Raw genomic sequence first — 23,304 nt, 5'->3', positions numbered from 1 at the left:
TTACTAATTTTTAAATGCATAATTCCAGGCTGGCCCGTAAATTTTGAATGAGAATGTTGCCTCTAGTGGCTTTTCATCTATAAATGCTTGGACACCTTCATTATCTTTGCTGTTTGATTCTTCCGGTCCATACACTGTCCCATTATACATAGGATAAGGGTTGGGTTTTTTATAGGCATACCAGGTAATTGCGTTTCCCTGAATACTATCATGTGATGATAATCTGAGTTTATACATTGATCCTTTTATTAGAACTGTTGGTTTAAAATTAAAAGTGACCCAAGTATTATCGTGAATTTTGTTTATGCTTAATTTGCTTTGCGCTATCACATTATCTGAGTTATCAACTATTTCCAGTGACAGTATTCCGGTGTTTATTCTTGCATAGGTGGCGAGATTCAGATCAACCCTTTCTACAGAATTGTATTGTGCAATAAAACTTTGCTCAAACAAGTGGTCTTTTGTGAGTTCGCCTACTACTGTATTGATACTGGTTTGTCCAAAATAGGGGTGAATCATATTGCTTACTGAAGGGTAGAATGCAGGATAAAAGGAAAGTAGAGTCGTAAATGATATTAAGATACTTAGCGAAAGTCTTATGAAATTTATTTTTATACCATGGATAACGAGGGCGTAAACGATGACCATAGCAGGTAAAAAACCAAAAAAATAACGAGCTTGCATAGCGCCTGGATATCCAGTTTTAACATTTAAACGATAAATTGTAATGAAATAAAATCCTATGAATAATAAAAATGAAATTGCACTTAATGCAATGAAGCGCCATTGTGGAGAGCGATCTTTTATTTTTCTATAAATAGCGATGACACAAAATATTGGCAACAGGCTTAAGGTCAGGCCCAGAAGTTGTCGTCTGATGTCCCAGTCATCGAATGATTTATGTCCATATGGTGTTAGTAATGTATTTAAGTTTGACTGATAAAAAGCAGTAATGTACTCCATTTTTGTAAAGCGTGGTGCGTCAGGATTAGCGGCGTGGAACCAATCACTTGGATCACCCTGAGGTGCCGGGAAAAACTTTCCATAAGTGAGCAGCATGAAAACATAATAGGTCACAACACATAATATTGAGAGGGTTATGTAAATAAAATCTGCGCGTTTCAATTCATTGCATTTGATGAGCAGTCTTTTGTTTTCTATAAGGATGAATATAAAAAGAATACAAACAACAGATAAAGCACCAGTGGCCTTTGTCAAAGAAACGATAATTCCGCCAATTAATATATAATGCAATGTATGCCTGACAGAATGATAATTATAGTAGAGGCTGAGACCATAAAATACCAGAGCACATCCTAAAATCATAAGAGGGTCATTATTTATCGAAGCGCTAAGCAAGATAAACATAGGTATACTGATGAGTACCAGCATTGAGAGAATAGCAGATTCATTATTTACTTTAAAAGATTTTAGGCTTTTATAGATGAAGATTAGCGTAAGTGAAGATATGAAGAAATTGATAATGCGTAAAGACTTATAAAGAGGCGAGCTAAGTAAAGTTGCGATATTATCTATTATTCCTGCAATGATATAATAAAGTGCCGGGTGCTCGAGCCTGTTCAACTTTACAGAACCATATGATTTTCCAGATGTATAATCAGGGAAGCCGTGTTTGGCAACATCAAGAACATATCCGAGATGCGGGTTTTCATCAGGAAACAACCCTAAGTCAGTGTTTAAATAGTAGCCAGTGCAAAGGATGAAAAAAATCACAAACACAAGCAGGGCCATTTTATCTTTATTTAACAGGCTCATGACTTTTATCCTTTTTGATATTCAATAGCGTGTATACATAGAAATAGAATACGACATCCCCGAGAACGGTGACAAAACGCCCTAATACCACGGCTAGCAACAATTCAGACTCTGGGATAATAGATCGCAGACAAAAAACAATAACTAACTCTCTTATGCCCACTCCTGCTGGCGCTCCCGGAGTGATTAACCCTACAAGCCATGCAATGGTATATGCGCCAAATATATAAATATAGTAGTTTAATGGTATTCGTTCTTTGAATGAAATTTCTGTTAAAATAAAAGTAAATATTATTGCAGACAGAGAAAGAAATAGTAGTTGCAATAAGAATGCATACGAAAGTTGCTTACTAAAAAATACTTTAATTACAGCGAAGGTTATGATGATGCTTAAGACGGTAATCATTACCCCTATAACTTGCGGTATGACGGGGAATATTATTGGTATAATGAGAAATATAGAGGTACTACCTGCTATTGCTATCAATATTAATTCATAAAAATTTGATTTTAAAACTTGCCTGGAAGGGTATCCTGAAGCCATTGCTATAGCTTGTCTTCCCGCTATATGAAAAATATTCCCGGGAATATATTTAGCAAGCTGAGATATCCCATAAGTTCTGATTGCCCACCTTTTTTCGACAGAAATAGTCAAGTGAAGTAAGATGCTTTTCCATGCAATAGCAAGTAACAAATTTATTATGCCATAGCATATGGCCATAAACCCAATCAATAACCAAGAGACAGGAGGTAAAGATTGAATGTCCGCTTTTTGCCAATAATTATGGAGGCGTGCTACGACAAAAATGACGCCGATTATTGCCAATCCGCTACCCAGGATATTAAGTGCGATATTTATCGTCGATTTATTAAATTTTAACGCTGGCGACATAAAATCATTGTCCATGGTAATGGGCTTTTCACTTCAACAATAATGAAGTGTTTATCAACTAATTCTATGAATGATTTTTTTGACCAGTGTTGTAAGTGACCGGGAGTGTTTCCAATATCCTTAACATATTTCCCACGGGCAAGGTTAAGTACTCGCCACAAAGGCTCTCTGGGAACACTTAATATGACATAATTATCGGCTACTTTTTTTATTGCCTTTAAGCCTGCTTCAGGATCTTCCAGATGCTCCAGCACCTCGCAACAGACAATCAGCTCCGCAGAATCCTCAGATTTATTGAGGTCATAAATACTTCTTGTTTTGAATAATGAAGCGGGCAAATTTTCTGAGGATGAGTTTTCTTGTGCAATACTAATAATTTGTTGTGAAAAGTCACACCCCCTCGCATCAATTCCCTCTTTATTCCACTTAAGAACCCAATATCCTTCGCCACATCCAACTTCATGGATCGTCTGAGGATCAACGGTTGCAACAAGTCCTGAAAGAGAATTCTCGAACCCTTTCATCATCCAGCGTACTATTGGATTTTTAGAAGCATATTTATCGTAATTATTACCTACAACAATACCATCTTCAGTTTTACCACCAGCAATTTTTATAGCCATCATTTTTCCTATTGTAATAATTTTCTAGTTTTATAATTGATCTTTTTCAGGTGGATAATTTTTTTTTGCCAAAGGTTGAGGATTTCTGTTGTGCAGTTGTGCAGTTGTGCGGTTTTAAATCTTAAATCTTCAAGTAATGTTCTGTTAGCAGAAAGCAAATCTGCAACGAATGCAATCAGCAAGGTCTGAAATCCCATCCCCAACAAGATAGATGCCAAAATTAGAGACTGTATATTTCCTGTGCCATCTCCCGTAAAGTATTTGAATAAGAAACGTAGTCCGATCAAAAATCCAATGGTGAAAAGTGTCAAGCCAATGGTTCCAAAAAATCTGAATGGACGATAGATCACGAATATTCTTATAATTGTGATTACGCTTCTTTTGATATATGAAAATGTACTTTTCACCAGTCGGGAAGGGCGTAAGTCATCATTTACTCTGATAGGTACGGATGTAATAGAGATGTTTTTCTGTCCGGCTTGGATAATAGTTTCAAGGGTATAAGTATAATTACTGAAAACTATAAGCTTTTGAGCCGTTTCGCGGTTAATTGCACGAAAACCACTGGGCGCGTCAGGAATATCCGTTTTACTGGCCGTCCGCACAACCCAACTCCCTAGTTTTTGAAGTAATTTCTTCAAAGGTGAGAAGTGTTCAATTGCCTGAATTGGACGTTCCCCAATAACAAATTCTGCCTGTGACGAGAGTATTGGGGCAACTAATTTCGGAATATCATCTGCATTATATTGATTATCGGCATCAGTATTGACGATGACGTCGGCACCAAATTTTAAACAGGCATCAATTCCTGTCATGAATGCATAAGCCAGGCCTTTATTGGTCTTATGCCTGACTATGTGGTCTACGCCATTTTTCCTGGCCACGTCGATGGTATCGTCTGAGCTGCCATCATCAATAATCAGCCATTCAACGCTATCAAAGCCTTCAACATGCCGGGGCAAGGCATTCAGAGCAATAGCCAACGTGCCACCTTCATTAAAGCAAGGTATTTGTATAATTAATTTCACATCACATTCCTCTGCTAACGCTGATGTATATTATTCATGAATTTAATATAATCATTTCAATAAGTAAAAGCACTTATAGATATTCTTAAGCATATATAAAACCAGACGGTATTTGATATAGATTAGCAGGTATATGTGATGCTTGTGGCAAAAATAACATATTAATGAAAAGCCGCCTTAGTAAGGGTATTCCTGTCAAACCAATGGATATGTTAATACTGTCCTATTAGAGAACAGTGGTTTTTAACGCATTTCCTGATTGATCTTCTGACCTTCGCCGCCAATAATGTTCCCTTGACTCGGGGTGCCCGCTGCAAAGCAGGGCTGAGATTTTACCCGTATTACCTGATCTGGATTATGCCAGCGTAGGGAAGTCAGGTATCTCTCCTGATACCGCCTTCCTGAGTGCCGGTGGGGAGATTTATGAATACCCGACCTAACTTCTTGCCCGGCGCCTTAGCCGCCACTTCTCTCAAACAACTCCGCCTTTCAGCGCCGCTGGTTCATTGCCTGACCAACGACGTGGTGCAATCTTTTACCGCCAATGTCCTGCTGGCGCTGGGTGCATCTCCGGCGATGGTGGTTGATCCCGCCGAAGCGGCGCAATTTGGCGCCATTGCCGATGCCTTATTGGTGAACGTCGGCACGCTGACACATCCCCATGCCGATGCGATGCGGGCGGCTATTCACGCAGCCACTCAGGCCGGAAAGCCCTGGGTGCTGGATCCGGTTGCTGTCGGCGGTCTGAGCTGGCGTACAGAATTCTGTCGTGAAATCATCACACTTAAACCTGCCGCAATCCGCGGTAATGCCTCGGAAATCCTGGCTCTCAGCGGCCTCAGTGCGTCCGGGCGCGGCGTGGACAGCGGTGATGATTCCCTTTCTGCCTTACCTGCCGCACAGCAACTGGCGCGGGAGACCGGCGCGGTAGTGGCTGTGACGGGTGAAACCGATTACGTCACCGACGGGATGCGCAGTTGGGCGGTGGCTGGCGGACATCCGATGATGACCCGCGTGGTGGGTACCGGATGCGCATTATCTGCGGTGGTGGCGGCCTTTGTGGCTTTGCCGGGTGATCGCCTGGATAACGTGGCCGCCGCCTGCCGGGTGATGTCCTGTGCCGGCGAGCGCGCCTGTGCGGTCGTGAAGGGGCCGGGCAGTTTCACGCCTGAATACCTCGATAATCTGTATTTAATGGGCGAGGAATGGCTGAATGGCGAGGAAATACAATGAAACGTATTAATGCACTGACGATTGCAGGCACAGATCCGAGTGGCGGGGCGGGGATCCAGGCGGATTTGAAAACCTTCTCGGCGCTGGGTGCGTACGGCACCAGTGTGATCACCGCGCTGGTGGCGCAGAACACCCGTGGTGTGCAGTCGGTCTATAACATTGAGCCCGGTTTCGTTTCAGCGCAGCTCGATTCCGTACTGAGCGATGTGCGGATCGACAGTGCGAAAATCGGCATGCTGGCGAACAGTCAGATTGTGGAGGCGGTTGCGGAGCGACTCAGACATTATCAGCCGCCGTTTGTGGTGCTGGATACCGTGATGCTGGCGAAAAGTGGCGATCCGTTACTGCTGCCGGAGGCCGTGGATGCCGTGCGTCGTTTGCTGATCCCGCAGGCTTCCATTATTACGCCAAATCTGCCCGAAGCGGCGGCGTTACTGGACTGTGCGGTGGCGGCGAATGAAACCGAAATGCGTAAGCAGGGAGAAGCCTTACTGGCGATGGGATGTGGTGCCGTGCTGATGAAAGGGGGACATCTGAGTGATGAGGAAAGCCCTGACTGGTTGTTTGTGACCGGTTCCCGTGAGCGGTTTACTGCGCCGCGTGTGAATACCCGACATACTCATGGCACCGGTTGCACGCTGTCGGCCGCGCTGGCCGCGTTACGTCCGCGTCATCACAACTGGGCCGATACGGTACGCGAAGCCAAAGCCTATTTACAGCAGGCGCTGATGCAGGCCGACTCACTGGAAGTCGGCCACGGTATCGGGCCTGTGCATCATTTCCACCGCTGGTGGTAACCGCGGATTATGCCTGGTGCTGGGTTTCGCTCAGCGCCTGTTCAACCTGATGAAATTTCGTCAGCGCCTGTTGCAAATGAACGGCATCAAACGGGTTCAGCGGATAGAATTTTTCTTCTTTACGCGGGCGCAGCATGACGCGGATTTTAGTTGCTGACATCCGTTCAAACAGATAGCTGGCAATATCGTCGTTCTCCTCGTCCTGCCACGACAGCAGCAATGCCGCATGCTCACCGCTGCGGCGGCCAATAAATTGTCCGTGTGACCACAGCCCTTCAAATTCGCCATCCTTTTGCAGTTTTTTGCCACTGAACCACGGTGATTCAGCCAGCGTCAGGAGGGCTTGCGGCGTGATATCCGCATACAACTGGCGCCACTGCGGGCGGTTGTTATCCATCTGCCAGCAGGCCATGCCGAGATAATCGTTCAGTTCACGCCAGTCCTGTTCCAGTTTCTCCCTGAGTTCAGGATCCTGCACATGCATGAACTGTTGCAGGCCGGTCGCCTGATCACCCAGCTTGTTATAGGCAATAACGGTCATGGTGCGGGGCTTACGGCGGAATGTGACCCACAGCAGTACTTTGGGGATGCGGAAAGTGATGGCCTGAACGGTGAGTTTGTAACGGTTGCCACGTGACATCACCAGGCCGCTGGAAGTGCCCCGTTTGTCCTGATAATTTCTCACCAGTACCACGCTGTTCTGTCCCATCCAGCCCGTGACGTAATGTTCTTTTTCGCTTTCTGCCACGTCCAGATCGTGAACGATCTGGGTGATTTTCTCGTTATCGAGCTGGGAGAGGGACAGTGACTGATCGGCACTGTAGTAGCTTTTTTTCAGGGCGGCTGCGGCTGGCATAAAAGTATCCACGATATTGATGTGGTTTACAGCTTACACCAAGTTGTCATACAGATTTTAGGGATAACCCGCAAAATTTGATCGCTGTCGTTCACTGTTTGTGTATTACAACGTCCTTTTACTTACTCGGCATCAAACCAGTCACTGTTCTGTTCGGCAATCGGGGTAATGGTGGAAATCATTTCCTGCAAATGAATGCGGATAGCTTTTTCAGCGGCGTCCGGGTCATGCGCTTTCAGCCCGTCAAAAATCGCATAATGTTGTGCAATCAGATTTTCCGGCGGTGACACTTTACTGAGTGTCAAAAAGCGCACGCGATCCATTGTCGCTTTGATGTGCTCGACGGTTTCCCATGCCAGGCGGCAGTCGATGATCTGCGCAATCGTGCGGTGGAACTCATCATCCAGCAACAGGAATTCCTGCGTTTGTTGACTCTTTGCCGCCAGCGTCTGACGCTCAAGATTATGTTCGAGCAAGGCCAGATCTTTATCGGTGGCGACCATGGCTGCACGGCGTACCACGGCGGTTTCGACTGCTTCGCGAATGAAGCGTCCGTCGGCAACCCGCTTGGAGGAAATTTTCATTACATAGGTGCCGCGTTGCGGTAAAACCTGAACCAGCCCGGCTTCGGCCAGTTTGATAAAAGCTTCGCGAACCGGCTGGCGGGACACATTAAAGCGTGTGGAAATTTCTTTCTCCGACAGGAATGCCCCCGGCGCGATGGCACAGGTGACGATGTCCTGACGCAAGGTGCGATAAATCTGCTGATTAACCGGCACATTACTGAGAAATTCAAAGGAGTCTGTCATGGGCAAAAGTTGTCTTTAAAGTCGGGAAACGACAATACTAACATGAGTTTTCTGATGTTTTTGAGATTGTTAGCGCAAGCTTTCATCAAATTATTGGGAGTTTATATGCTCCCGGCAATACAGCTTTTTATAGGCCGCGGGTGTGATACCCAGCAGTTTACGAAATACCCGGCGAAAATACGCCACATCGTTAAACCCCGTCAGGCGTGCCACGTCTGCCACATTGCCGGTATTGGCCAGTAACAGCTTTTCTGCTGCAGCGACACGTTGTTTATGCAGCGCATCCGTCAGCGTCATCTGAAAGGTCAGGCGGAAAACCCGCCCGAGATAATCCGCGTTACAGTGCAGCCGCTGCGCCAGCTCAGAGGCCCCCAGTGGCAGATGAAACTGTGTGGTGATCAGCTGACGGGCTTTGTAGGCCAGCGCCACGCCGGGGCCGCCGGGTTCGACATTCTCCGGCCAGGCGCGCGAGACTTCCTCTAACAGCAAAATCAGGAACAGCTCAAGAGAATTACCGCCGCGTTCCTGTTCATATAAAAATAATCTGAACAGCGTTAACAGGGTTTCACTGTCCCTGACTTTACAATGCTGTGGAATATTTAGCTGTAAAGAGGGACTATTTTGCTGTGGTTTAATGATTGCTATATCTTCCACAATATCAAAATGCAGCCAGTAAAATTTTAAATCGGGATCAAAGGTTGTGACGCCTTTATGTTCCCTGCCGGGAAATAACAGTAAACTTTCTCCTGTATGCAAATCAAAACGCGTATTTTCTTCCTGTAAAGACAACGAGCCACGGACGACATAAATTAATTCGTGCGAACTCAGGCGTCGGGTCGGATGTGTGCCAATTCCTCTGGAAATGAACAGGCCACCGTTTTGCACTTTAACCGGGTAATTTACGGAGAACGCGAGCATTTCAGGCATTTTAAGGCACTCATCAGGCAAGTTTTGTCTGACAGTAGCACAGGAAACGTGCACCACCAGCCGGGTATGAAGAGGTTTTGATCTGCTTCACAGATTCTGGATGTGAGTCGGAATTGTCCCGTTTAACTACTTTTCTCTCCTCTTGTTGGCATGAGAACCCTATGCCAGATTTATGGCGTACCTTATTTCATCTCAGGGCTGATACGAATAATTAGCCTTATTCATTGTGTTCCTACAGCTTATAAATAACGATATAAAAGCGAGGAAAGATAATGCCAACAGATTCAGTTAATACAGGCTCTGCACCGGTAAACGGTGAGGACAGAATACTTTCTGCTAATGCCAAACTTTCTGTCAGTGAAAAAATCGGTTATGGATTAGGTGATGCCGGTGGCACGATAATTACCTGTCTTATCACCAGTTTTCTGACATTCTTTTATACCGATGTTTTCGGGCTGACACCTGCGATTGTCGGTACGCTGTTTATTTCGCTGCGTGTGATTGACGCGATTTCCGATCCGCTGATGGGCATTCTGGCTGACCGCACGCAAAGCCGCTGGGGACGTTTTCGTCCCTGGCAGTTATGGATCGCGTTGCCTATTGGCGTGGTCGGATTTCTCACTTTTACGGTACCCGGCCTGAGTGGCGATGCCAAAATTGCCTACGCCTTCTTCACCTATTTCCTGCTCTCCGTGTCCTATACGGCAATCAACGTGCCGTACTGCGCGCTGATTAACACCATGACCACTGATCATCGCGAAGTGATGTCTTGTCAGTCGTGGCGCTTTGTACTGTGCGGCGTGGCGGGCTTTATGGTTTCCGTCGGGCTGCCGTGGCTGGTGCAGGTGTTGGGTAAAGGTAATGCGGCGGTGGGATATCAGCAGGGCGTAGGGTTGCTTTGCGCGGTTGCTGTGGTGATGTTCCTGTGGTGCTTCTTCACGGTACGCGAACGCCTGCCCCTTGCACTGCTCGGGCAATTCAGCGTTAAGGAACACATTCGCGGGATGCTGAAAAACGATCAGTTGCTGCTGGTTTTACTGATGTCTTTCCTGCTGATCAACGTGTTCAATCTGCGTGGCGGCGGCTACATGTATTTCATCACTTATGTGCTGAAAGGCGGGGCGGGCTACGCCTCTATGTTCTTCGGCATGGTAACGCTGGCATCCATTCTTGGCGCGGTGATCGTCAATCAGCTGACCAAATTTATCGACAGCGTGCGGCTGTATATGTTGACTAATCTGGTACTGGCGGTGTTTTCCCTGATGCTGTGGTTTGTCCCTGCCGGTGAACATTATCAGACGCTGTGGCTGGGTATCATCTTTGTACACTGTGTGATCCTCGGGTTCACCTTGCCGCTGCACTTTTCCATCATGGCGTTCGCCGACGATTACGGGCACTGGAAAAATGGTATCCGTTCCTCCGGCATGAACTTTGCCTTCAATTTGTTCTTTATCAAACTGGCCTGGGCATCAAGTGCCGGGATCATCAGCCTGGTCTTTATTCTGGTCTCTTATCAGGCTGGCGCAGAGCATCAGACTGCAGCGTCGCTCGGCGGGATCACTTTGCTGGAAACATTGTTGCCTGCGGCGATGCATCTGCTGCTGGCGGGAACGCTGATGTTTTGCAAACTCGATAACAAATTGCTGTCGCGGATGTCGCACGATTTGGCCGCAAAAATCTAATTTACTGTTTTTCAGGAGGTTGTATGCCGTTTTCTCCGGTTGATTCTTTAGAAGTGCCTTTGCAAAAAGTGAATGTTTCCGATGCGTTCTGGCTGGAATATCAGCGACTGGTGAAAGATGTGGTGGTGCCGTATCAGTGGAAAGCGCTCAACGATGACGTCGCCGACGCCGAACCAAGCCATGCGATTGAAAATTTCCGGATTGCCGCCGGGCAAAGCGATGGCGAGTTTTATGGCATGGTTTTTCAGGACAGCGACGTGGCTAAATGGCTGGAAGCGGTGGGGTATTTGCTGGCGAAAACGCCGGATCCTGCGCTGGAAGCAACGGCGGATCAGGTGATCGAGCTGGTCGGCGCGGTGCAGCAACCTGACGGCTATCTGAACACGTATTTCACCGTCAAAGAGCCGCAACAACGCTGGGCCAATCTGGCTGAATGTCACGAACTTTACTGCGCCGGACATCTGATTGAAGCGGGTGTGGCCTATGCGCAGGCGACCGGCAAAACCCGGTTACTCGAGATTGTCTGCAAACTGGCGGATCACATCGCAGACGTTTTCGGGCCGGGCGAACAGCAACTGCATGGCTATCCGGGGCATCCGGAAATTGAACTGGCGCTGATGCGTTTGTATGAACAAACTGCCGAAACGCGATATCTCGAACTGACCCGCTATTTTGTTGAACAGCGCGGCACACAGCCGCATTTCTACGATATCGAATATGAAAAACGTGGAAAAACTTCGCACTGGAATACTTACGGTCCGGCGTGGATGGTGAAAGATAAGGCCTACAGTCAGGCGCATGTACCGGTGGCTTTGCAGACAACGGCCATCGGGCACGCGGTGCGTTTTGTGTATCTGTATGCCGGTGTGGCGCATCTGGCGCGGTTGAGTCAGGATCAGGAAAAACGCGAGGTGTGCCAGCGATTGTGGGAAAACATGACCCAGCGGCAGATGTACATCACCGGCTCAATCGGCTCGCAAAGCAGCGGTGAGGCGTTTTCTTCCGACTATGATTTACCCAACGACACGGCTTACACCGAAACCTGCGCATCGATTGGCCTGATGATGTTTGCCAACCGTATGCTGCAGATGGATTCTGACAGCCGTTATGCCGATGTGATGGAGCGTGCGCTTTATAACACTGTGCTGGCCGGTATGGCGCTCGACGGCAAACATTTTTTTTATGTGAATCCTCTGGAAGTGCATCCGAAAAGCATTCCGTTCAACCATATTTATGACCACGTAAAACCGGTGCGTCAGCGCTGGTTCGGCTGTGCCTGCTGTCCGCCGAATATTGCGCGTCTGCTGGCGTCGCTCGGCCATTATATCTATACCCAGCGTCCGGACGGTGTGGATATCAATCTGTATATCGGCAGTGATGTCGAAGCGACCATCGGCGGAAAGGCGTTGCGACTGAAACAGTCCGGCGGTTATCCGTGGGCAGAAGGCGTGCTGATTGAAATCGATAACGATCAGCCACTGGAAGCCACGCTGGCGCTGCGTTTACCTGACTGGTGCGCCAGTCCGCAGGTCACGCTCAATGGCAATCCGCTTGAACTGACCGGCCTGACGCAACGTGGATATTTGCGTTTGACGCAGGAATGGCAGAAAGGCGATCGCATTGAAATGATGCTGCCGATGCCGGTGATGCGGGTGAAAGGCAACGCGCTGTTGCGGCATGTCGCGGGGAAAGTGGCAGTGCAGCGCGGGCCGCTGGTGTATTGCCTTGAGCAGGCAGACAACGGCAGTGAACTGCATAACATCCGCCTGCCGGGTGATGCGCAATTTCGTCTGATTTCCGGCAGCGGATTGTTCGCCGGTAAAACCTTATTGCAGACACAGGGCGAACGCCGGACATCCGTTCAGGCCAGTCAGCAGCCACTGTATCGTTACAATCCGCCAGCGCAACAAACGGTACCGCAAACCATAACCTTTGTGCCGTACTTTACCTGGGCGAATCGTGGGGAAGGAGAGATGCGGGTTTGGGTGGACGAATAAAACCGTCATCCTTCAGCCTGTTTCACGCGTCTGATCCCGGATAACCCCTGGACCAGACGCGCTTTATCCACCTCGGTTAGCTGCGGCGCATGCAGCAGAATCATAATCTCTGATTTATCTTCCTCACTGAACCCGCCGGCCAACAGGCGCTGACTAATGGCGCTCAAAATTTGCTTATCTTGTGCAGAGATGGAGTCCCTGACCTTATCGAGGCTTTTCGGTTTGTCCCCCATATCGGGCTGCGATAACCAGTCAGCAAAATAGCGGTACTGGATAGCTTTGGCGACGTCCATCTGCGCCTGAATAAAAGGAAGCACCGAGTGCGGGTCAAGCCCTGCCTCTTCCGCTTCAGCCTGCGCGAGAGAGAGGACCTTCTTTTCACGCACCAAATCTTCGACCGGTAAATGATTTGCCGCTTTATAAGCCGCCACGTCTTTCATATCCACCATGCGTTCGTTCATCGCCGTTGTGAGAGAAGAGATCGCTGTGGCCGGCACCGATGCCGCATAAACTGAGCCCACCATAAATAACGAAGACAAAAACACCATGATATAAGCCATAACACCCTCAGTTGCGTCAGGAAGAATAAGGAATTTACTTTGCCATTAAAATAATACCGCAGTGTTACAAAGATTCATGCATTACGCCTGAAATGTGCTCTGACGGCTTTTGAGTGATGGGCAGTATGGCAAGCATGGCGTACCGGGTACAGATTGTGCAGATGGCGGAAAGGGCGCTTCCGGAATGAACGGCATCGCGTTAATGTAAGATTACAATCAGCAAATAGGGAAAAATGCCGCTCCCCTGTGGCAGGGAGCAGCATTGGTATTCAGAATATCAGTTGTGAGACAGAGTGGAGTCGGGCAGGTGTTTTGGCGGTTTAATCACGAAGAACACCAGCATTGCACCCAGTGCGGCGACGCCGCCAGCGAGAATAAAGGCACTGTCAAAACGTCCGGTGTTTTGCACAATGAAACCCGTCACGACCGGACCAATGATGCCCGAGACGCTGCCGACCAGATGAATAAATCCGCTGGTGCCGCCGACGCGGGATTTATGCACCACATCCTGAATAATCGCCCAGTAAATCGCACCGGTGGTATACAGGAAGAAAATAGACACTGACATCAGAATGACTGCCGGCACCACGCTGGTGACAATACCGGCGAGGGCGACACAAATAGCCGCGGCTAACAGGCTGACCACTAATATAATTTTACGCGACAATAACAAACGGCCGGTAATATTGAAAATCTTATCAGAAATATAACCGCCCAATGCCAGGCCGACAAAACCGACAATCCACGGAATAACCGTTGTCAGACTCATCTCTTTGATATTCAGGCCATGTGCCTGAACCAGGTAAGCCGGGAACCAGCTGAGGAAGAAAAATAAAATATAGTTGTAGCAGAAGAACGCAAATGCCGTAACCAGAATAATCGGCTGACGTAAATAATAGCCCAGACCATGTGCGGCCTGCGCCATATTCTCTTCTTCGCTTAAATGCTCGTTCTTCATTTCATCAACTAAACGCAATTCTTCCGGTGAAACGCGTTTACTTTTCAGCGGATTATCGGCAACGGTAAAGAACCACACGACCATCCAGACGATCCCGATACTGGCAATGACCATAAACGCCGGACGCCAGCCGAAGGAAATCGCCAGATACCCGACAATCGGCCCGGCCACTGCACCGCCGAGGGGAGAACCGGCGCTGAGCAAGCCCATCGCGGTTGCCGCCTGTTTCTTCGGGAACCAGCCGTTAATCATCTTATTTGCTGAGGCGCAGATCGGGCCTTCGGCCATGCCGAATAATACCCGTAAAATAAGCATGGAATAAAAACCGGTCGCGATAGCGGTCATGCCGCAAAATACTGACCATAAGCCGACGGCTAATCCCATTACCAGCGTCGGACCGAATTTATCCACGGCCAGGCCACCGATAAAGTTAAATATCGCGTAACCAAAGAAGAAGCTGCCAAATATCATGCCAAATTGTTCGGGATTAATGGTCAGTTCTTTTTCTATCATAGGCACAGTAATCGACAGCGCAACGCGGTCGAGGTAATTGATCATGTAAACCAAGAACAGCAAAAATACGATGATCCAGCGTAGGTTCTTAAACATAAATGTATGCTCCACTTGTAGGTGTCGTTTTAATAGTGTTGCGTTTTTATAGGTAGAATATGAGGTACGGGAGGCGGGAAGATATTTGAAATCTTCCCGTCTTTTATAAAAAAAATCAAAAAATCAGAATGTCAGTAAAACCTTGCAGCAGGAACGCTGATCTTTCTCAAACAGCGTTAATGCCGCTTCCACTTCGCTGGCGGGCATCCAGTGCGTCACCAGTTTTTCGGGTGCGATTTTTCCCTGCTCCATCCATTCAATCACCTGGGGGAACCGGTGACTGTTCAGGCGTGAAGAAAACAGTGAAATCTCTTTGCTGGTAATGCTTTGCTGCGTGACCAGGCTGGGCTCGCCGGAGAAACCCATCATACCGATACGTGCTGCCGGAGACGCCAGCAGAATAGCTTCCTGCAAAATCGCCGGATGGCAGGCGGCATCGACGATGAGCGTTGGTCGCACACCTTCAGCGGCCAGTTCATCAGCCACGCTGCGTTCGCTATTGTTGATGATCCAGTCTGCGCCGCTGGCCTGCGCCATCTGCAACCGTTCGTCGATACGGTCAGCGACAATCACTTTCTGCACACCATAAACGCCTTTCAGCACCTGAATCACCGTCAGCCCCATCGGGCCGGCGCCGTATATCAGCGCGGTATCCTGCGGCGTCGGTTGTAGAAACGCCGTGATATTGGCCGCGATAGTAAACGGCTCGACCATACTGGCGAGTTTGTCCGGGATTATTTCCGGCACCACATAAGCGTTTTTCGCTGGCGCACAGGCGTAATCACTGAAACCGCCGTCGCGGTGGACGCCGATAACCTGCAGTTCTGCACAGACATTCGGGCGGCCAATCGAGCACGGATAACAATGTCCACAGCTGACGACCGGATCGATAACCACGCGCTCGCCGATACGTTTGACGTCTACGCCTTCACCGACGCTGTCGATGTGGCCGAAAAACTCATGGCCGATTACCCGTGGATATTTCGCAAACGGATTGTGACCGTGATAAATATGAACATCTGAACCACAGATGCCCGCGTGACTGACCCGAACTCGTACCTCACCGGCGGCAGGTACCGGCAAAGCACGTTGCTCGATGACTAACTTTCCAGGTTTCTGAATAACGACACTGTTCATTTTTCGCTCCCTCACCAGTTCCACAAAGTGCCGTCTTCCAGACGGGCCACCGGCAGATACGCCGGTTCGTACGGATATTTCGCGGCCAGCTTTTCGTCAAACTCAATGCCCAGCCCCGGTTTTTCGCCCGGGTGCATGTAGCCGTTGTCGAACGTCCAGTTATGCGGGAAGACTTCCAGCATTTGCTCGGAATAACCCATGTATTCCTGCACGCCGAAGTTCGGCACCCACAGGTCGAAGTGCAGGGCTGCGGCCATACAAATCGGCGAAAGGTCAGAAGGGCCGTGGGAACCGGTACGCACCTGATACAACGAAGCGAAATCAGCGATGCGGCGCATGCCGGTGATGCCGCCAGCGTGCGTCAGTGTGGTGCGGATATAGTCGATAAGCTGTTCTTCGATAAGCTGTTTGCAATCCCAGATACTGTTGAACACTTCGCCGACTGCAATGGGTGTGACTGTGTGCTGGCGGATCAAACGGAAGCATTCCTGATTCTCAGCGGGGGTCGGATCCTCCATCCAGAACAGGCGATATTCTTCGATGCTTTTGCCAAAGCGCGCTGCTTCGATGGGCGTCAGACGGTGGTGCATGTCGTGCAGCAGATGTTCGTCGAAACCGAATTTATCACGCACGGCTTCGAACAGTTTTGGCGTGAAATCGAGGTATTTTTCCGTCGACCACAACTGCTCTTCCGGCCAGTTACCTTTCGTCGCCGGTTCGTAGGCCAGACCTTTGCCTTTCGCCATGCCGTAAGTCGTTTTCATGCCCGGAACACCGCATTGTGCGCGGATCGCCTTGAAACCGAGCTCTTTATGTTTGGCGTAATCGTCGAGCACTTCATCAATGGAATGGCCGGTGGTGTGGCAGTAAACCATGACGCCGGTGCGGGATGCGCCGCCGAGCAACTGGTACAACGGCATGTTGGCGGCTTTGGCTTTGATGTCCCATAACGCCATGTCCACGGCAGAAATCGCCGACATAGTGACCGGGCCGCGACGCCAGTAAGCGCCTTTGTAGAAAAACTGCCAGATGTCTTCAATCTGATGCGCATCACGGCCAATCAGTTGCGGACACACATGATCTTTCAGATATGACGCGACCGGTAACTCGCGGCCGTTCAGCGTGGCATCACCAATGCCAGTCAGTCCGCTGTCAGTGGTGATTTTCAACGTAACAAAGTTGCGTCCCGGACAAGTGACAAAAACTTCAGCATTCACGATTTTCATCGGTTACGACCTTCTGCAGTAAAAGTAGGATGCATTTTCTGTGGTTATAAATACGCCTTATCCTAACTACCATACAAGTATGTTTATCGTTTTTTGCCGGAGAGGATCACACTTTGTGAGGGAAATGTTGCGGGGATTAAAAACAAAACGCCTGCTATTAACAGGCGTGATTTGACGTGAAAGAGCGGGAACTATTCCGCCAGCCGTACCACTTCATCCCATACGGCTTCATCGACCGGGATGCCCAAACGGCGGTTTTCTTCGCGGTTGGAAGCGGCAGTCTGGCCCGGATAAAGGACATCGCGGCTGTTTTCGGCCGGGTCGGACTGATTCACATAGTCTGCAACGCTGTCGGCCATGCGTTCGGTGAATTCGGCACCACCGAGTTGTGTCGGGTCAAACACCATAAAAATCTGGCTGGCGCCGGTACAACTGCCTTTGCCTATTTTGTCGATCTCATTGGTGGGCGATCCGGCAGACAACAGCGCGGCCATAGCATCGAGCACAATTGCCAGGCCGGAGCCTTTCCAGTAACCCGTCGGTAAAATACGCATGGAGGCCTCGATTGGGCCAGGATCGTCTGTGAGATTTCCTTCTTTATCGTAGCCGCCGGGGAACGGCAGTTTTTCCTTTTTCAGCCGCGTGACCTGCAATTTACCGTAGGAATATTGTGACATCGCCATATCCAGCACGATCGGGCCTTTGGCCCGGGGCACGGCCATCACGAACGGGTTGTTGCCCACGCGGGGGTTTTTGCCGCCCCACGCAGGCATACAGGATTCAGTATTCGTCCAGCAAATCGCGGCCATGCCTTGTTTTGCCGCATGCCAGCCATAACTTCCGCCACGCATCCAGTGGCTGCTGTTTTTCAGTGCGACAATGCCGACGCCGTATTCTTTTGCCATCTCTGCCGCTTTTTCGACGGCAAACAGGGCGTTGGTAATGCCGATCCCGCGGTTACCGTTGTAGATGGCGATGGCACCAAGAGATTTTTCCAGCGCTGGTTGGGCATGAATATCAATCCAGCCTTTTTTAACGTAATCGACAAAGCGCGCCACACGGTTCAGCCCATGGGATGAAATGCCGTCGCAACTGGACTCTGTGTGGATTCGTGCACAGGTACGTGCGCTTTCTTCATCCAGACCGGCTTTTTGCAGGGCGCGGAAGATGGTCTGTTGCATCATGCTGAATTCAATTCTTGGCATGGTTGGCTCCGGTTGAGAGATCATCAGGCGTCAGAGGGGATAATTCTTCTGTCTGGATAAGAATATTATTATCACCCCAACATTTTTCGTACGGCCAGCCGGTAAGTTGCTCGGCAACTAAACGGGCTTCTGGTGTAACATCGTATTTACTGCCGCCGGCTTTCAGCCGCTCAATTTCACTGACCAGCAACGCATGGTTATGTCGGGTGAGACGGAATTTCATTGAGCTGTATAACCCTACCAGCAGGAAAATGACGGAACCTGCGCCAAATACCAGCGTGATGCCGTAAACAGCTTCGACCGGTTGCGTTGCGCTTTTCGGTGTAAATCCGTAATGCTGTAATAACAGGCCAACTCCAAATAACGCCACCGCCTGAACGGCTTTGCGTACAAATGTCATTACCCCGGCGAATATCCCTTCGCGCCGTTTTCCGGTCAGCATTTCATCCACATCGGGAATAAAGCTGTAGATATTCCAGCAAACATAACTGGTACCCGAACGGCCAACGCCCATTAAAATGACGGAGAGATAAAGCAGCGCCATATTAAAAGGCAATTGTAATAAATGAATGGCTAAAAATAACCCGACACTGCCCAGCATAAATAGCTGTGCGATGCGGTAAGAAGCCCCGTTGCCTAATTTCATACACAGGAAAATAAACAAGGCGACGCAGACAAACTGCACCAGAGTCATTAACGTCATGGCATTCGACGCGGTCACGGCGTTTTGCCCGAGGACAAAAATAATGTAGTAGGCCAGCACCGCACCGAGCACGTCGAGGGCGACATAACCGCCAAGATACATCCCGACATGCTGACGGAAGGTGCGGACTTTCATCGTCGAAATCAGGGATTTAAACAGATGTTTCATGTCACGGCGGAAAGAAAGTTTCGGCGCAGCGACGTCAACCGGGATCGGACGCTCCCAGGTGTAGAAGTAAAGCATCAGGATCACCACGGCAAACAGCACGCCAAAAATCACCCCCATAATCAGAAATGATGACGATGAATCTTCACCGAGATAGGCAATGATCCGGCCGGGTAACCAGGCCGCTAATATCGCGGCACCGGTAGAGAAGAACATTCTGACGCCGGTCAGTTTGGTGCGCATTTTAAAACTGGATGTCATTTCCGCTGCCAGTGTTTCATAAGGCACAATTGCCAGCGTATAAGCAGCATAGAATAGAATATAAGTGAAAAGGTAGTACCAGAATCCCATGCCGCTGACCCACATAATAATGTAGGTCACCATAATCAGCGGAGCACCAAATAAGAAGAAGAAACCGCGGCGGCCGTATTTTTTACCCAGCGGATTACGATAGAAATTATCCGTGACATACCCCATAAGCGGATCGAAAAAAGCATCCAGCAGACGTGCTGTCGCAATAACGGCACCGGCCTCTGCGGGGCTTAATCCTGCATAGGTAGTATAGAAAAACATTATCCACAGACCCAAAACCGCAAAACAACCGCCGCCGAAGAAATCTCCTCCGCCGTAAGCCAGCATATTTTTTACCGATATCGGTCTTTCTTTATCGTGATTAATCATACTACCCCTGCATTCCGTCACCGGATAAATAAGAGTCGTAAAAAGAAATACGTCGTTTTTGCCCGCAAAAAATTCATGAATGAATTATTCAGCGACATCGGCAGATTAAAATTAGGTAATGCACTTCTACCATACAAGTATGTGAAGTGGGTTTTATCGGATGGGATCACAAAAATAAGGGCAGAATTCCTCTGTACTGCAAGATGGATCACAGTACAGAGAATGAACAATGAGAAGGGGTAATATCAGCCGAGCAGTTCGCACTGAGGGGGTAAGCGGCACTGGATGGCATCAGGCAACACTTCGATACGGAACTGTTTGCCGGTCAGCGGTTCGCCGTCGAGGTTGAAGGTCATGTCGTGCGGCGCGGTGATTTCGAGCCACGGCAGACTGGCAGAAAGGATGTTTTTATTTTCTTCATTGCTGAGCAGACTGCGCAGGAATGAAGGCAGCAGCTCTTCTGATGTCAGAAGGCGTAGCTGCAACAGGCCGTCGTTGATCAGCGCGTCCGGGCAAATTTGTTGCCCGCCACCGGCCTGTCGGCCGTTACCGATGCCGATAACCAGCGCATCGCCTTCCCACTGAAAATCAGGGCCTTTAATTTCGCAGCGGTCAGCTTTGAGCGTATCCAGGCGTAAAAGTCCGTGGATGAAATAGGAAACACCACCCAGAGCTGCTTTCAGTTTTTCCGGTGTTTCCGTAGTGATACGCGTCCCAAAGCCGCCGGTCGCCATGTTGATGAAGAAATGCTGGCTGTTGACGCATGCCAGATCAATATCGACGGCCCGGCCTTTTACCGCCAGTTGTAACGCCTGTTCCGGCGTCGGGGGAATACCGCAGGCGGTGGCGAAATCGTTCGCCGTCCCCAGTGGCACAATCCCCAGAACCGGTCTGACACCGTCAATTTGCGCCAGCGTACCTGCCACTTCGTTAATGGTGCCATCACCTCCACCGGCGATCACGGTTTCACAGCCCAGTTCTATGGCTTCAGCGACATAACGCGCCGCATCACCGTGTTCCCAGGTGACCCGTACTTCCAGCTTCACGCCTTCGGCACGCAGCGCGTTCACCGCTTCGCGCAGTTCTTCGATGGCTGCACCTTTTCCATTTAAAATCAGCAGTGCTGTGGTCATGTACGCTCCTTTTATCTATACATAACAACAATAGATGATTATGACCGTATTTGGCTATCGGATAAATCAGTGAAGCATTCTTTCTGGTATTAAATAATTGCAGTTAAAGTCATTCAATAAAACACTTATTTATCTGCAAATGATTTTTTATTTTGAGGGCGGAAAGAGGTTATTTGTTCACTGAATGGGAGAACAGAGAATTGCCCGAATACCAAAAGAAAAGCCAGCTCAAGGGAGATTGAGCTGGCCAAGGAGGTGGTTCCTGGTATAGTCCGGTGCTTTATTTTGCATTCGAAGTAAATTGCGAATGCATATTAACCAACCACCCTAAAAATAGATGTGATCGAATTCTTGTTTTCGAAGAATTCCTTATTTTGAATGCGGATTCCGGGTGTCGGTTTCTTCCAGATTACGCAACAAAATAGCGAATTCCAGGCTGACATCTTCCGGCAACGCGACATATACGAAGTGGCCATTACCCGGCGCCACGTCGGTCGGCTGACCTTTTTTGTTGCGCAGCGCTTCCAGTGTGAACTGAACGTTACCCTGCGGCGTCATCATTTCCACACTGTCGCCGACGCTGAACTTATTTTTCACGTCGATTTCTGCCCAACCATCCTTACGGTTACCGGTGAATTCACCGACAAACTGCTGGCGGTCGCTGACGGAGAAACCGTATTCGTAGTTCTGTTGTGCGTCATGCGTATGACGGCGCAGGAAACCTTCGGTGTAACCGCGATGCGCCAGGCCTTCCAGCGTTGAAAGCAGAGTCGGGTCAAAAGGTTTTCCGGCGACTGCATCGTCAATGGCGCGGCGATAAACCTGTGCGGTGCGGGCGCAATAGTAGAAGGATTTGGTACGGCCTTCGATTTTAAGCGAGTGCACACCCATTTTGGTCAGGGTTTCCACGTGCTGTATCGCCCGCAGATCCTTGGAATTCATAATATAAGTGCCGTGTTCGTCTTCAAACGCACTCATATATTCGCCCGGACGCATCGCTTCTTCCAGCATAAAGACTCTATCCGTCGGCTGGCCGATGCCTAATGTCGGTTCGGCGGCTTCAACCTGTTGAACGGGGATTGGCTCGTACTGATGCACGATATTGCCGATGGCGTCTTCTTTGCCTTCCTGAACCTTATATTCCCAACGACAGGCGTTGGTGCAGGTTCCCTGATTGGGATCGCGTTTATTGATGTAACCGGAAAGCAGGCAGCGGCCTGAATACGCCATGCACAGTGCGCCGTGCACGAAGATTTCGATTTCCATGTCCGGCACCTGAGCGCGGATTTCAGCGATCTCTTCCAGCGACAATTCGCGGGATAAAATCACCCGCGTCAGCCCCATTTGTTTCCAGAATTTTACTGTCGCCCAGTTAACGGCGTTGGCCTGCACCGACAGGTGAATATCCATCTGCGGAAACGCTTCCCGCACCATCATGATAAGGCCAGGATCGGACATAATCAGGGCATCCGGCCCCATATCGATGACCGGCTGTAAATCACGGATAAAGGTTTTCAGCTTGGCGTTATGGGGGGCGATATTCACTACCACATAGAATTTTTTACCCAGAGCATGGGCTTCGTTGATGCCGGTCTCCAGATTCTGGTGGTTAAATTCGTTATTACGTACGCGCAGGCTGTAGCGCGGCTGACCGGCATAAACTGCATCGGCACCGTAAGCAAAAGCGTAACGCATGTTTTTCAGGGAGCCGGCAGGGGACAGCAGTTCCGGAACAAAAGAATCGCGGGTAAACATAGTCAATCTCAGTCTGATCACAAGTCAGGGCCGTCCCGGATGCGGGGCGACGAAAGGTCGGAATTGTAACGTCTGAGTTGATCAAAAGCAGCCAGTTCGTGTGGGTATTTGAGGTTTTACGGGGGCAGATCAATTTTTGCATCCTGAGGCTACAACAGGGAATGTGGCAGCCTCAGGACAATCAGGTCAGGCGGTTTGCTGGGTAAGATCACGGATATCGGTACTGGTACCGTTTTTCACGACCGACTGAACGCCTTTCTTCGATGCACTTTCCGTTGAGTACATTTCGCTCACGCCGATCACCTGATGATTTTTTGCTTTCAGCACAAAGTAGAACTGGCCGTCTTTCGAGGGTTTGACTTCGTACTGCGCTTCGTCAGGTGCGTTGGTTTGAACCGATGAAATGCCGTTTTCGGCCGAGGCTTTGCTGGCATACATTTCACTGGTGAGGATAATCTCTCCGTTCCCGGCCTTCAGGTTAAAGTGAAACTGTCCATTCTTCGCTTTTTTCAGATCATAGTGACCATTAGCCATAAAGGTAATCTCCATCAG

At 49.1% G+C, this 23,304-nt stretch carries 20 protein-coding genes and 1 riboswitch; of the genes, 4 read left to right on the top strand and 16 right to left on the bottom strand.

The annotated features are described in order from the left end of the window. Positions 1–3: 3 nt before the first annotated feature. From ABIC79_RS06375 to ABIC79_RS06360, 4 genes are read right to left on the bottom strand one after another with little or no spacing between them, the layout of a single operon-like run. A complete protein-coding gene (locus ABIC79_RS06375; protein WP_354566636.1) occupies positions 4–1,776 on the bottom strand; it encodes an ArnT family glycosyltransferase in 1,773 nt (590 codons plus the stop codon). Then, positions 1,760–2,668, bottom strand: coding sequence for a hypothetical protein (locus ABIC79_RS06370; RefSeq protein ID WP_126124674.1), 909 nt, complete (start codon positions 2,666–2,668; stop codon positions 1,760–1,762). Before ABIC79_RS06370 ends, ABIC79_RS06375 begins: the two co-directional genes overlap by 17 nt. Next, a complete protein-coding gene (locus tag ABIC79_RS06365; protein WP_231576089.1) occupies positions 2,653–3,291 on the bottom strand; it encodes a class I SAM-dependent methyltransferase in 639 nt (212 codons plus the stop codon). The genes ABIC79_RS06370 and ABIC79_RS06365 overlap by 16 nt, the downstream gene beginning before the upstream one ends. Before the next feature lie 8 nt (positions 3,292–3,299). After that, positions 3,300–4,319: a glycosyltransferase family 2 protein gene (locus ABIC79_RS06360; protein ID WP_354566635.1), complete on the bottom strand. Its 1,020-nt coding sequence runs from the start codon at positions 4,317–4,319 to the stop codon at positions 3,300–3,302. Positions 4,320–4,609: 290 nt separating this feature from the next. Then, positions 4,610–4,708, top strand: a riboswitch (TPP riboswitch). A gap of 34 nt (positions 4,709–4,742) precedes the next feature. On the opposite strand from ABIC79_RS06360, the gene thiM reads away from it, so the two are divergent. Beyond that, complete coding sequence (gene thiM, locus ABIC79_RS06355) at positions 4,743–5,552, top strand: hydroxyethylthiazole kinase (protein ID WP_354566634.1); 810 nt, start codon at positions 4,743–4,745, stop codon at positions 5,550–5,552. Continuing rightward, on the top strand, positions 5,549–6,349 hold the full coding sequence (gene thiD, locus ABIC79_RS06350) for a bifunctional hydroxymethylpyrimidine kinase/phosphomethylpyrimidine kinase (protein ID WP_013574392.1): 801 nt from the start codon (positions 5,549–5,551) through the stop codon (positions 6,347–6,349). Before thiM ends, thiD begins: the two co-directional genes overlap by 4 nt. A 7-nt stretch (positions 6,350–6,356) precedes the next feature. Here the strand turns inward: thiD and ABIC79_RS06345 are convergent, their stop codons facing one another. The 3 genes from ABIC79_RS06345 to ABIC79_RS06335 all read right to left on the bottom strand — a co-directional run bounded on the left by ABIC79_RS06345 (position 6,357) and on the right by ABIC79_RS06335 (position 8,932). Beyond that, positions 6,357–7,205, bottom strand: a complete 849-nt coding sequence (locus tag ABIC79_RS06345; protein ID WP_119261351.1) for a hypothetical protein — start codon at positions 7,203–7,205, stop codon at positions 6,357–6,359. A gap of 122 nt (positions 7,206–7,327) precedes the next feature. Beyond that, positions 7,328–8,014 carry a GntR family transcriptional regulator gene (locus tag ABIC79_RS06340; RefSeq protein ID WP_013574394.1) on the bottom strand — a complete coding sequence of 229 codons (687 nt, stop codon included), beginning with the start codon at positions 8,012–8,014 and terminating at the stop codon, positions 7,328–7,330. Positions 8,015–8,104: 90 nt separating this feature from the next. Then, a complete protein-coding gene (locus ABIC79_RS06335) occupies positions 8,105–8,932 on the bottom strand; it encodes an AraC family transcriptional regulator (RefSeq protein WP_197060751.1) in 828 nt (275 codons plus the stop codon). A 281-nt stretch (positions 8,933–9,213) separates the two neighbouring features. Between ABIC79_RS06335 and ABIC79_RS06330 the strand changes: the two genes are divergently transcribed. Further along, positions 9,214–10,623, top strand: coding sequence for an MFS transporter (locus ABIC79_RS06330; RefSeq protein ID WP_015689482.1), 1,410 nt, complete (start codon positions 9,214–9,216; stop codon positions 10,621–10,623). A 23-nt stretch (positions 10,624–10,646) separates the two neighbouring features. Beyond that, positions 10,647–12,620 (top strand): glycoside hydrolase family 127 protein, encoded by a 1,974-nt coding sequence (locus ABIC79_RS06325; protein WP_354566633.1) that lies wholly within the window; start codon positions 10,647–10,649, stop codon positions 12,618–12,620. A 5-nt stretch (positions 12,621–12,625) separates the two neighbouring features. On the opposite strand, the gene ABIC79_RS06320 is transcribed toward ABIC79_RS06325, so the two are convergent. The 9 genes from ABIC79_RS06320 to ABIC79_RS06280 all read right to left on the bottom strand — a co-directional run bounded on the left by ABIC79_RS06320 (position 12,626) and on the right by ABIC79_RS06280 (position 23,286). After that, the gene (locus tag ABIC79_RS06320; protein WP_037036379.1) at positions 12,626–13,180 is read right to left on the bottom strand and encodes a chorismate mutase; all 555 of its coding nucleotides are present in this window, start codon (positions 13,178–13,180) and stop codon (positions 12,626–12,628) included. Between the two features lie 277 nt (positions 13,181–13,457). Next, complete coding sequence (locus tag ABIC79_RS06315; RefSeq protein ID WP_015689485.1) at positions 13,458–14,747, bottom strand: MFS transporter; 1,290 nt, start codon at positions 14,745–14,747, stop codon at positions 13,458–13,460. Between the two features lie 123 nt (positions 14,748–14,870). Beyond that, entirely contained in the window at positions 14,871–15,884 is a 1,014-nt protein-coding gene (locus ABIC79_RS06310) for a Zn-dependent oxidoreductase (RefSeq protein WP_013574400.1), read from the bottom strand. Between the two features lie 11 nt (positions 15,885–15,895). Continuing rightward, positions 15,896–17,110 carry a D-mannonate dehydratase ManD gene (gene manD, locus ABIC79_RS06305; protein WP_013574401.1) on the bottom strand — a complete coding sequence of 405 codons (1,215 nt, stop codon included), beginning with the start codon at positions 17,108–17,110 and terminating at the stop codon, positions 15,896–15,898. Positions 17,111–17,301: 191 nt separating this feature from the next. After that, complete coding sequence (yiaK, locus tag ABIC79_RS06300; protein ID WP_126124676.1) at positions 17,302–18,315, bottom strand: 3-dehydro-L-gulonate 2-dehydrogenase; 1,014 nt, start codon at positions 18,313–18,315, stop codon at positions 17,302–17,304. Further along, complete coding sequence (locus ABIC79_RS06295) at positions 18,302–19,864, bottom strand: MFS transporter (protein WP_013574403.1); 1,563 nt, start codon at positions 19,862–19,864, stop codon at positions 18,302–18,304. The genes yiaK and ABIC79_RS06295 overlap by 14 nt, the downstream gene beginning before the upstream one ends. Positions 19,865–20,109: 245 nt before the next feature. Then, entirely contained in the window at positions 20,110–20,997 is an 888-nt protein-coding gene (gene yegS, locus ABIC79_RS06290; RefSeq protein ID WP_354566632.1) for a lipid kinase YegS, read from the bottom strand. A gap of 369 nt (positions 20,998–21,366) precedes the next feature. After that, entirely contained in the window at positions 21,367–22,752 is a 1,386-nt protein-coding gene (trhP, locus tag ABIC79_RS06285; protein ID WP_013574405.1) for a prephenate-dependent tRNA uridine(34) hydroxylase TrhP, read from the bottom strand. Positions 22,753–22,938: 186 nt separating this feature from the next. After that, a complete protein-coding gene (locus tag ABIC79_RS06280; protein WP_013574406.1) occupies positions 22,939–23,286 on the bottom strand; it encodes a YegP family protein in 348 nt (115 codons plus the stop codon). Between the last annotated feature and the right edge of the window lie 18 nt (positions 23,287–23,304).

It is taken from the genome of Rahnella sp. 2050, assembly GCF_040544515.1.
GTDB classification, from domain to species: Bacteria; Pseudomonadota; Gammaproteobacteria; order Enterobacterales; family Enterobacteriaceae; genus Rahnella; species Rahnella aceris.
The sequence above is the reverse complement of the archived record's forward strand: the minus strand, read 5'-3'. Positions and strand labels throughout refer to the sequence as shown.